Source organism: Arthrobacter sp. TJ-236 (assembly GCF_058269235.1).
In genome coordinates, this window is record NZ_JBZCNI010000001.1 from 995,863 (window position 1) to 1,007,363 (window position 11,501).

At 71.0% G+C, this 11,501-nt stretch carries 5 protein-coding genes and 1 pseudogene; 2 read left to right on the forward strand and 4 right to left on the reverse strand.

All coding sequences use genetic code 11. The features are described 5' to 3' along the window. The first annotated feature begins 86 nt into the window (after positions 1–86). Positions 87–1,574 (forward strand): phosphotransferase, encoded by a 1,488-nt coding sequence (locus tag AC4D16_RS04575; RefSeq protein ID WP_490954112.1) that lies wholly within the window; start codon positions 87–89, stop codon positions 1,572–1,574. Here AC4D16_RS04575 and AC4D16_RS04580 read toward each other — a convergent pair. The 3 genes from AC4D16_RS04580 to AC4D16_RS04590 all read right to left on the reverse strand — a co-directional run bounded on the left by AC4D16_RS04580 (position 1,571) and on the right by AC4D16_RS04590 (position 9,057). Then, positions 1,571–5,047 carry an ATP-dependent helicase gene (locus AC4D16_RS04580; RefSeq protein ID WP_490954669.1) on the reverse strand — a complete coding sequence of 1,159 codons (3,477 nt, stop codon included), beginning with the start codon at positions 5,045–5,047 and terminating at the stop codon, positions 1,571–1,573. The two genes, AC4D16_RS04575 and AC4D16_RS04580, sit on opposite strands and share 4 nt — an antisense overlap. Before the next feature lie 83 nt (positions 5,048–5,130). Then, positions 5,131–8,523, reverse strand: a complete 3,393-nt coding sequence (locus AC4D16_RS04585) for an ATP-dependent helicase (RefSeq protein ID WP_490954113.1) — start codon at positions 8,521–8,523, stop codon at positions 5,131–5,133. Positions 8,524–8,535: 12 nt separating this feature from the next. Further along, positions 8,536–9,057 (reverse strand): MGMT family protein, encoded by a 522-nt coding sequence (locus tag AC4D16_RS04590; protein ID WP_490954114.1) that lies wholly within the window; start codon positions 9,055–9,057, stop codon positions 8,536–8,538. Between the two features lie 102 nt (positions 9,058–9,159). Here AC4D16_RS04590 and AC4D16_RS04595 point away from each other — a divergent pair. Further along, positions 9,160–9,837: pseudogene (locus AC4D16_RS04595) on the forward strand (3'-5' exonuclease); the annotation flags it as partial. Positions 9,838–10,158: 321 nt separating this feature from the next. Here the strand turns inward: AC4D16_RS04595 and hemL are convergent. Continuing rightward, entirely contained in the window at positions 10,159–11,496 is a 1,338-nt protein-coding gene (gene hemL / locus AC4D16_RS04600; protein ID WP_490954115.1) for a glutamate-1-semialdehyde 2,1-aminomutase, read from the reverse strand. Positions 11,497–11,501 lie beyond the last annotated feature (5 nt).

An 11,501-nucleotide genomic window follows, 5' to 3' on the forward strand; every position in this document is an offset into this window, starting at 1 on the left:
GAGTAGTGCATCTGACGACTCGCCGCCCCGGTGTAAGAAGGTGCCCCGCTGGTCGCCCTACGGTGGACCTTGTGAAACGGACACCCATGGAACTTGCTGCCATCGCCAGCGCCGCAGTGCCTGGCCTGGCTCCGACGGGCGTCGCAGGTGCCCCCGACGACGCCGCCGATTTCGACTCCGCCCTGCTGGTGGACGACGCCGGGAAGCAGTGGCGCGTCCGGTCCCCCAGGCACCCTGAGGCGAGCATGCGGCTCGAGACCGAGCTGCAGGCCCTGCGTGCCTTCACCCCGGCCGTCAAGGCGGAGCTCCCCTTCCTGATCCCGCACATCGCGGGCAGCGTGCGCCAGGGCGAGCTCAGCACCTTCGTGTACTCCCATCTGACCGGGACCACCAGGACCCTCGAAGCCCTCGCCGCCGGCGGGCGGACCATGGCGCAGGAGATCGGCCGCGTCATCGCCGGGATCCACGACCTGCCGCAGGAGATGGTGCAGCGCGCCGATCTCCCCAGTTACGAGGCGAACGAGTACCGCCAGCGGAAGCTCAACGAGCTGGACCAGGCCGCCACGACAGGCCGTATCCCGTCCGTGCTGCTGCGCCGGTGGGAACACGCCCTCGAGGACGTCGCGCTGTGGCGTTTCACCCCGACGGTCGTCCACGGGGATCTGCACGAGGACCATCTGCTCATCGCGGCCGGTCGCGTCTCCGCCGTGACGGGGTGGACCGACCTCAGCATCGGCGATCCCGCGGCGGACTTCGCCTGGCTCGCCGCGGCGGAGCAGCCGTCCTTCGTGGATGCGGTGTACGCGGGCTACGCCGAGGCCAGGGGCGCAGCCGTCGACCCCCACCTCGCCCGGCGCGCGGCCCTCGCGGCCGAGTTCGCTCTCGCGCAGTGGATGGTGCGCGGGCTCGCGCTCGACGACGCACGGATGATCGCGGAGGCGGACGGCATGCTGGCGACCCTGCGCCACGACGTCGAGGTGATCGAGCGGGAACAGCACGAGGCCGCAGAGCGGGCCCGGCTCGCCCACGAGGAGCGCCTCGAGTGGGGCGACCACGAAGGCTTCGATCCCGACGACGATCCCTCCTTCGAGGACGACGCCGAGGGCGGCGCCGAGGGCTCCTGGACGGACGACGTCGGGACGGAGGATGCCGGAACCGACGACGAGGACCCCCGACCCTCCGGTGGACGCTCGTCGCACGATCGGACGGGGAACGGCAGCCACGTCGTCGACCGAGGATCGACGTACGGGCACGACGCTCGACGCTCCGGCACGCTCGCCGCGCGGAAGGACCACGAGCACGGACCGGAAGACGCCGTCGGTCACGCGCAGATCCAGGGCGACGAGCACCGGGACGACGAGCACCGGGCCGACGCCACCGACGGACGCTCCGGCTCATCGCTCGCCCATGCGCGCCTCACCGCCGGCCGTCGCGGCGCGTCCGTCATTCCCGACCCCGACGGGGCGTCGCGCACCGCGAACGTGACGCTCCTCAGGACCTCCGATCGGACCGACGACGGACCGGCCGACGACGTCGCGACCTCGGCGCTCCCGATCATCTCCTACGGAAGCTAATCGGCGGGGCCCTCCTGCAGACTCGCGCCCGCCCTGTGCGCGCTGCCGATGATGCGTTCGAGTTCGTCGGCATCCGCCAGGTCGTGAGGCCTCACCACGAGGTCGTCGGCGACGTAGAAGAAGGCTGCCCGCACCTTCTCCAGCGGCTCGTCCTTGAGTCGTGACCACGCGAGACGGTAGACGGCCAGCTGGATCGACTTCGCCGCCCTGCGGTCGGGTGCGGGCGGGCGTCCCGTCTTCCAGTCGATCAGGTCCCAACCGCCGTCGGCATCCCGGAACACGGCGTCGATCCGACCCCTGACGACGGTGTCAGCGATCCTGGTCTCGATGGGTACCTCGATCGCCGCCGGCTCCCGGAGGGCCCACTGGGACCTCTCGAAGATCTCGGCCATCTCCGTCAGGCCGAGCGTCTCGTCGACGTGCGCGTCCGCGCCCCCGGGGTACTCGCCGAGGTCGAGCATGCCTCCCGCCCCGTAGAACTCCTCGATCCACGCGTGGAATGCCGTGCCCTTGCGGGCGGCGGATCCCGGTCGTCGCGGCAGCGGACGACGCAACTGCTGCATCACCGCCGCGGAGTCCTCCCGCAACTCGACGAGGGTGGACGCGGAGATGTGTGCCGGCAGGGACAGCGGACGGCGACGACGGTCGCGCTGCTGACGCGCGAGGGCGAGGCGGACCTCCTCGTCCCAGCGTCCGCCGCCGAGCTGCACATCGAGGCGGGGGGTCTGCAGCTGGTCGACGACGGCGTTCGCAGCGAATTCCATCGCCCCGCGACGCGACCCGAGCGGATCCACCGGCCACACGGCACGTTCCGGCGCGGACACGGCAGGATTGGTATCGCCCGCATGCTCGGTCGAGATCCAGTGCGGAGCGTCGTACCCCTCCCGTCCGGCCGTCGCGAGGGTGAGCAGATCCACGAGGTAGGCGGACGGCTCCGACGGTTTCGTCCGGCCGCCGCCCCACGCCGACGAGGTGCAGACCAGGGCATGTTTGGCGCGCGTGAAGGCGACGTAGGCGAGGCGACGCTCCTCACGTTCGGCGTGGGCGCGCGCCTCATCGGTGAAGACCTCCTCGCTCCCCAGCCACTCACGCTGGTCACGGTGCTCCCAGTCCCACTGGGGTAGCTCCGGTGCGTCCCCCCTGAGAGGCCAGGGAATGGAGGCGTCGCCGCTGCTCCACCGCGAGTCCTTGCCGCTGGGGAACGATCCGTCATTCATGCCGGGCACGAAGACGACGTCCCATTCCAGGCCCTTCGACGCGTGCACGGTGAGGAGCTGCACTGCGTCCCGGCTCGCTTCGAGCTGGGTCACCGGCAGTCCGTCCTCCTCCTGGTCGGCCGCTTCGAGCCAGCCCAGGAAAGCCGGCAGATCCACCCGTTCCGCACTCGCCACGAATCCTGCGACCGCCTCGGTGAAGGCGTCGAGGTTGCGTCGGGCCTCGTGGATGCTCTGCCCGGGCCTGGAGGCGACCTCGATGTCCAGCAGCATGGTGCGTTCGACCTCACCGATGAGCGTCCCGAGATCGTCACCGACGAACCCGCGCAGCATGCGGAGCTCGGCACGGAGCGCCAGCAGACGCTGGCGCGCGGCGTCGCTGAGCTCCCGCCCCGAGGCGGACGTCCATCCGGCGGGCGGGAAATGGTCCACGGCCTCGACGAGGCTTCCCGCCTCGGCCCTGTCGGGGACGACGGCGGCGTCGGCAGCCTGCCCATCCACCGTGCCGTCGGAGAGCCGGCGAGCATCGCCCCCGCGGCGGTACAGCGCTTCCCGAGCATGGGCAAGGTGGCGCGACCACTCGCCGAGCGCCATCAGATCGGCCGGTCCGACGCGCCACCTCGCTCCGGCAAGCAGCCGCAGCATCGAATCGGACCTGTCGGGATCGCCGAGGACGCGAAGGGTGGCGAGGAGGTCCACGATCTCCGGGGTACGGAGGAGCCCGCCGAGCCCGACGACCTGCACCGGGATCCCTGCACGCTCGAGTTCCCTGCGCAGCGGATCGAACTGCTTCCGGCCCCGGCAGAGCACGGCGATGGTCGGCATCAGCGGCGTCCCGTCCGGTTCCGTCTCGAAGCTGCGGCGACGCTGACGGACGACCTCCAGCGCCACCGCCTCGGCCTCGCTGAGGGCCCGACGGTCCTCCGGATCCGGCGCGGAGGACCCGGGGGTCCGGACGCGTGCATCGGTGGCGAAGCGCCCGAGGAGGACTTCCCCCAGCGGGGCACCGGGTCGTGCGACGAGTTCCGGTACCTGCTGCACCCCGGCTGTACGCAGCCATGGGGCAGGAGTGTTGAGCGGCGCCGACACCGTATTCGCCGCCTCGAGGATGGAGGTGGAGTTGCGCCAGGCGATGGACAGGTGACTCACCGATGACGGCGTCCGCCCGTCCGCGGTGTACCGCGGGAACGCCGTGCGGAAGGTCGCCAGCTGTCCTGCCGAGGCACCGCGGAATCCGTAGATGGACTGGTGCGGATCACCCACTGCGGTCACCGACCGGCCATCGGCGAACAGGCGCGAGAACAACACCATCTGCGCGTGGGACGTGTCCTGGAACTCGTCGAGCAGCACTACGCGGTACTTCGCACGTTCCGCCTCCCCTGCTTCGGGTACTTCCTGCGCGATGCGCGCCGCCAGGGACACCAGATCCCCGAAGTCGAGGCTTCTCCTGGACAGCTTGGCCTCGGCATACCGCTCCACCAGTTCGGTGACGGTGACGCGCGTCCTGAGCTTGTCCAGGAGCTGACGCACCTTCTGCGTGGACACCTTGTCCGATCCCTCGACGTACGGGCGGGAGACCACGTGCTCGACGTGGCGCCGCAACTCGTCCCGCACCCTGCTCGGTGTGACGAGGTGCTCGGCACATTCGCCTGCCATGTCGAGCACCGACTTCACGAGCGTGCTCTTCGCCGCGGTGAGGTGCTCCCACTCGCCGTCATAGGCCTCGACGACGGTCGACGCGAGTTGCCAGGCCTGCGCAGTACCGAGCATGACCGAATCGCGTTCCACACCGATCCGGAGGCCGTAGTCCTGCACGATCCCGTTGGCGAAGGAGTGGTAGGTCGAGATGGTCGGGTCCAGCCGCTCGTCGGGGCTCACCGGCCCCCGTACCCCGGACCCGCTTCCTTCCGTGACCCGGCCGGCTGCCGACGCATCCGCTTCCGCGGTGGCGGTGTAGAACTGGGCGAGCCGCTGACGCACCCGCGACGCGAGCTCGCCGGCCGCCTTCCTCGTGAAGGTGACCCCCAGGATCTGCTCGGGCCGGACCAGCCCGTTCGCGACGAGCCACACCACCCGATCCGCCATCGTCTTCGTCTTCCCCGACCCTGCCCCGGCGATGACCAGCATCGGCTCGAGGGGCGCCTCGATCACTGCGACCTGCTCGTCGGTGGGGTAGAGCACGGGGGTATCGGCATCGGTGTGCAGCAGTTCCGCCAGATACCGCGCAGAGAAGGCGGGTGCCGGGTGCGGTAGGCCCACGATCGGCTCCGCACGGCTGTCGACGTCCGCGCCGGTGCCGGTCCGGCTGTCGGTGCCGTCCGTCGCTGCGTGCTGTCGTTCAGTCACTGGGTCACCTGCTTGCCTTCCTCGCACAGCGGGCACACCTCGGGCAGCCTGCAGCCCGTGCCGCCGAACCCGGAACGGCGGGGGTCGTGCACCGTGTCGAACGTAGCCGATGCCATCAGCGCCGCCGCTTCCTCGATCATGCTCCTGGCCCACCCGTCCGTCGGCTCCAGCGCAGGCTGCTCCTGCACGGCGAGGCCCTTGGACTTCGTCCCCAGGTGCACGAGCGCCGCCCCTCCGGGCTCCCTCCGGACCGGCGCCTCGATCGTCGTGGGGTCGCTGTCGCCGGGCCCCTCGCCGTCGGACGGCGTGTCAGCAGGGCCGCCGTCGTCCGCGGCACCAGAATCTGTTCCGTCGTCGAACCGCGCTCCCTCCGCCACCGCGGTCTGATAGGCCGCGAGTTGAGGATGCTGCCCGATCTCCGCCGCCGGAGGGGCGCTCCGGCCCGTCTTCAGATCAACGACCACGAACCGTCCGTCGGCGTCGAGCTCGAGCCGGTCGATCTGACCACGGAGCCTCACGATGCGCTCCTTGTCCCCGACCGCCATCCCGAGGTCGACACTGAAGTCCACCTCGGTCGCCGCCAGGCTGCGACCCGCAGACCTCATCGACAGCACATAGGCGGCGAGCTTCCGCACCATGACCTCCGCCCGCCGGAACTCAGCACGTCCCTCCCACGAGTCCTGGATACCGAGTTGGGGCCATCGGCGCTCGAGCTCGCGGACGTACTCGGTCCCGCTGGCGTCCGGGAGGTCCTGGGCGATCTGATGCACGAGCGTCCCGAGCGAGCGGGCGAAGTCGGTTGTCCGTTCACCACCGGCCGCAGACACGAACCAGCTCAGAGGCGACCGCAGGACGGACTCCACCTTCGAGGGCGAGACGGGGATGGGCTGGTCCGGAGGGACGACAGGCGCGTCACTGCTCGGTCCGAGAACGCCCCACCACTGATCGGGATGTGCCCCGGGAACCGGCGGCTCCTGCGCGGCGAGATGGGCGAGATGGCCGACCGCCTCCCGCGCGAGCGGGTTGGTGTCCGGGCCGTCCTGGGCGTACTTGCGCAACTCGGCGACGAGGGCGCGCAGGGTGACGGGACGGAGCACCTCCGTCCTGGCACGCTCGCCGACGCCGGGCGGAAGGGGGTCCACGAGGTCGAGGAACGGTGACGGCTGTTCCTCCTGCGAGGACACGGCGGACACGACGAGCTCCCGTGTGGCGCGGGAGACCGCGAGGGAGAACGTCCGCAGCTCGTCGAAGCGGATGTCCTGCGTGAGCGTCACCGGGTCGCGGGTCGATCGGAAGGACTCTCCGTGGTCCAGCAGGGCGCGGAGCTCCCCCGAACCGAGCATCTCGCCGCGCAGGCGGAGGTTCGGCCAGACGCCGTCCTGCACCCCGGGGACGATGACGACCTGCCAGTGCCGGCCTGCAGCGCTGGCGGGCGTGAGAACGGAGACCGAGGGCTGGCGATCAGCGCGCCGGGCGAGGGTGTCCATGGGGATGTCCTGGCTCAGGACGTACTCGAGGAACAGCGCGGGTTCCGCACCGGGCACCTGCTCGACGAAGCGTTCCGCCGTGTGGAAGAGAGCCATCATCGCGTCGAGGTCGCGATCAGCCCTCGCCGACGACGGTCCTTCGGACAGTGCCGTGTCCGACCATTGCTTCGACAGCCCCGACGCGGACCACAGGGCCCACAGGACGGTCTCGGGGTCGGTCCCGGGTTGCTCCGCCGCTGTTCTTCCGGCGTCGATCATGCGGCGGAGCCTCCGGACCGGGGCGCCTTCTGTACCGAGCACGGGCGTCTCGTCGGTGGTCCCGAAGAGGGCGGCGAGGAGGTCGTCGCTCGATCGCGTGCCACCCTGCAGCAGTTCGGCACGGCGCAGGACCTGCCGCAACCGGCGCAGGTCGAGACTGCTCGCACCACCGAGCCGTGAGGTGAGCAGGGACACGCAAAGTTCCGCGTCGAGGTCCACACGACCGATGACCACGGCGAAGAGGTCGAGGAGTGGGCGGACCGCCGGTTCCTCGCGGATCGCGGTCTCCGCGGCAGGTACGTTGACCGCGACGCCCTGGGAGGTCAGGAAACGCTGCACCGCCGCCACCTGCGCTCCGTTGCGCACGACGACCGCGATGTCGTCCAGGGCCACCTCCCTGAAGAGGTGGGCCTCGAGGACGCGCTGGACGATGAATCGCTGTTCGTGGAACGAACTGTCGAGAAGGTGCGCGGACACGTGGAGGCGATGTCCGTCGGCCGTGGCCAGGTCGGTGCCGTCGTCGGAAGCGGACCCGTCGGGACGCCCGGAACGCACGAAGCCCTCGGGATCCACGGGGCCCACGGGACGCACGGAGCGGTAGGACGTATCGACCGCCGTCGTCGCGATCCTGGCGGCGACCCTGCTCCATGCGTCGAAGAGCGGTCCGGCCAGGGTCTGCGACGAGGGCAGGGTGACCGTCGTGAGGTCCTCGGGAAAGAGTGCCGACAATCGCCCCGTCAGTTCGGGGCGCGCTCCGCGGAAGCCCTGCGCCACCGTGTCGGGGCAGGAGGTGACGACGACGTCGTTGCCCGCACCGAGGAGCCCGAGGAGGGCGTGCACCGCCGGGTTGGCTTCCTGGTAGTCGTCCACGAGGATCAGCTGGAGCCTTCTCCGCTCCTGGTCCAGGAGGTCGGCGTCATCCTCGAGGAGATGCCGCGCCGCCGTGAGGATCCCGGCGGGATCGAACGCCTCGGGCATCCGGAGATCGAGCACGTCCCTGTACTCACGGTAGAGCGCGGCCGCAGCCACCCACTCCGGGTGGTCGAAGCGCTCACCCCACGCGGCCAGGTCATCGGGACGCACGCCGTACTCGCTGACGCGGTCGAAGAGATCGCGGATCTCCTGGCGAAAGCCGCGCGTGGGCAGTGCCAGCGACAGCCCTGCGGGCCACTCCAGCCGGGGCATGCCGTCCGTCAGGTGGCCGGTGAGGAGTTCCCTGATGATCAGGTCCTGTTCGGCGCCCGAGAGCAGCCTCGGCGGCCGGGTGATCGACGGCGTGCGACCCTCGGCCTTGGCCCGCCGGATGAGGTCGAAGGCGTAGGAGGCCCAGGTGCGTGCAGGAGCTGTGCTGATGCTGCGCTGGAGCTTGTCGGTCACGTCGTCGCGCAGCCGCGTCGCCGCAGCACGCGTGGGGCCGAGGAGGAGCAGCCCCTCGGGTTGGACCGCCCCGGCCGTGATGCGCCGCACCGCGAGGTCGGTCAGCAAGGAGCTCTTGCCGCTACCCGGTGCACCCAGGACCAGGACCGGACCCGTCACCGCCTCGAGCGAGGCGAGGACGGCGTCGTGGTCACCGGCAGGTCCGGACCAGGGATGACGAGGCACCGCCCGAAGGGTGCCGGCGGTGTCCGGAAGGGTGGTGGTCATGGAACAAGCCCATCACATCCCACGGACATTCGACCGCTGCGGCTCGCCCTCGTCGCCCTCGGTCGGCGGCCGCCCTCCTGGTCCGCCCGCGAGCCCTTCGATGAGCTCGACGATCGGCTCGTACTCCACCGCCGACGGGTCCCAGCGGGCGCGTCGAAGGTCGACGCGGTAGTCGTCCGGCCCGGCGTCCTCCGCCCCGACGCGGAGCGCCGTCCCCTCCTGCTCGTAGTGGAGCCGCGCACGCGCCGCGAGTCCCTGCGGTGGGTGTCCGCCGGCCCTCACGACCCGCCACCACGGGACGGCGCGGGTGCTGTGGGACAGGGCTCGTCCCACCTGCCGTGGGCCGCCGCACTCGAGCAGTTCAGCGATGTCCCCGTAGGTGAGCACCCGTGAGACCGGGATGCTCTCGGTGACGGCGAGCACCGCGGCGGCGAACGCGACGGGATCGACGCGCGACGAGACAGCAGGATCCACATGGCCACCGACACCGGCCGTGTCCCGGTGGCTCTCCTTCGGGCTGATCCTCGGCTGCACGCCTGCCATGCTAGCCCTGCCCCGGAGGGCATGCGGACGCCGTCCGCCGGTCCCACGGTGCGGCTGCGCCATTTGGTCGGACCGGGCCAGTAGCTTGTCCCCATGAACAGCTGGCACGAGCGCCCACGGGCTGCCTTCGATCTCGAGACCACGGGGCGCGACCCACTCGACGCACGCATCGTCACGGCGACGATCGTGGTCGTGGACGCTGCCGGCGAGGTCATCGAGCAGCACGAGTGGCTGGCCGATCCCGGCGTCGAGATCCCCGATGGCGCTGCCGCGATCCACGGGATCACCACGGAGCACGCCCGGGCTTCCGGGCGACCGGCGCCCCTGGTGGTGCGGGAAATCGCCTTGGTGCTCACGCGCCTCTTCGACGCCGGTGTGCCCGTACTCGCCTACAACGCCCGGTACGACTTCACGGTGCTCGCCGAGGAGGGCCGCCGCCACACGGTGGCGACACCCGATCCGTCGCCGGTGATCGACCCGTACATCATGGACAAGCAGGCTGACAGGTACCGCAAGGGCAAGCGCACGCTCACGGCCCTCTGCGAGCACTACGGCATCGCGTTCGAGAAGGCTCATACGTCCGCCGCGGACGTGCTGGCGACGCTTCGCGTCGGTCAGGTCCTGGCCGAGAGGTACGCCTTCCTCCAGCGCCCGGCGGAGCCCCTGCACCAGGCGCTCGTGGTGTGGGCGGACCGGCAGGCCGCCAACTTCGAGGAATACCTGCGGCGCACCGATCCCGACGCCGTGATCGAGCGGGCGTGGCCGATCCTCGGACGTGCTGCCACCGGCGCAACGGCGACGCCGCCGGCCGCGGCTCCGATCCCCGCGCAGATCACAGCTATGGTTCCCGAGCTGATCCCCGGGCAGATCGCAGGACTCATCCCCGCGCTGGTTCCCGCGCCGCTCCCGGCGCGGATGCCGGAGCCGGCACTCGTGGAGGCCGAGGCACACGTGGCGCCGCCGCTCCCCAAGGAGCTCGCCGAGGTGGCGTGACGTCCGAGGCCACTGGCACGGGCGCAGAGGCCGAGGCCCAGTGGATCGCGCGCGGAGCCGACATCGAGCACGGCGCACGGCCGGCCGAGCACCGGGTGGTCAGTCGATCGGCACGGCCTCCGCGGCGGCTCTCGCCGCAGCAGGCAACGCGGCGTGGATGCGCTCCATGGCGGCGTCGTCGTGGGCGGCGGAGAGGAACCACGCCTCGTAGACGGACGGCGGGAGGTAGACACCGGAGTCGAGCATGGAGTGGAAGAAGGGCCCGTAGCGGAACCCCTCCTGGCCCTGGGCATCCGCATAGTTCCACACACCGTGCTCGGCGGTACCGAACGCGACGCTGAACAGGTTGCCGGCGCGCTGAATCGAGTGGTCCACCCCGGCCCTCGACAGTTCCGCGGACAGGGCGTCGCTCACCTCGAGGGAGCGCGCGTCGACGTGGCGATAGACGTCGGCGGTCGCGGCGGTCAGGGTGGCGACACCGGCGGCCATGGCGATCGGGTTCCCCGAGAGGGTACCCGCCTGGTAGACGGGCCCGATCGGCGCGAGGTAGTTCATGACGTCGGCCCGCCCGCCCAGGGCCGCTGCCGGGATGCCGCCGCCGATCACCTTGCCGAAGGTCAGGAGGTCGGGCGTCCACGGGTACTCTGCGTCGTCGGCCCCACCGGTGAGCTTCCAGTAACCGCCCGCGTGGGTCCGGAACCCGGTCATGACCTCGTCCACGATGAACAGGGCACCGTGCTCGGACGTGATGCGGCTGAGGAACGCATTGAAACCGGGAGCCGGTGTCACCACGCCCATGTTGGCCGGCGCCGCCTCGGTGATGACGGCGGCGATGTGCTCGCCGTGGGTGCGGAAGGCCTCCTCGACGGCCTCGACGTCGTTGTAGGGCAGAACGAGTGTCTCCGCCGTCGTCGCCTCGGTGACGCCTGCCGAGCCCGGCAGCGCGAGCGTGGCGACGCCCGAACCCGCGGACGCGAGAAGGCTGTCCACGTGACCGTGGTAGCACCCCGCGAACTTGACGATCAGGTTGCGGGACGTGAAGCCGCGGGCGAGCCGCACGGCGGTCATCGTCGCCTCGGTACCGGTCGAGACCATGCGCAGGAGCTCGACGGCGGGCACGCGGTCCTTCACGAGCTGGGCGAGGTCCGCCTCGGCGGGTGTGGAGGCCCCGAAGGTGAGTCCGTGGTCCACCGCACGGTGGACCGCGGCGATGACGTCGGGGTGGGAGTGCCCGAGGAGCGCCGGGCCCCAGGAGCAGACGAGGTCGACGTACTGCTTCCCGTCCGCGTCGGTGACGTAGGCGCCGTGGGCATCGACGAGGAAGCGCGGGGTGCCACCCACCGAGCCGAAGGCCCGGACAGGCGAGTTCACACCGCCGGGCATGAGGGCGCGGGCGCGCTCGTACAGGGTGTCCGACGTGGTCGGGGATGTGGTCATGGGAG

Bases quoted from the DNA above. Each gene is read 5' to 3' on its own strand.
- hemL (WP_490954115.1), bottom strand. From the start codon at position 11,496: ATGACCACATCCCCGACCACGTCGGACACCCTGTACGAGCGCGCCCGC.
- AC4D16_RS04585 (WP_490954113.1), bottom strand. From the start codon at position 8,523: ATGACCACCACCCTTCCGGACACCGCCGGCACCCTTCGGGCGGTGCCT.
- AC4D16_RS04575 (WP_490954112.1), top strand. From the start codon at position 87: ATGGAACTTGCTGCCATCGCCAGCGCCGCAGTGCCTGGCCTGGCTCCG.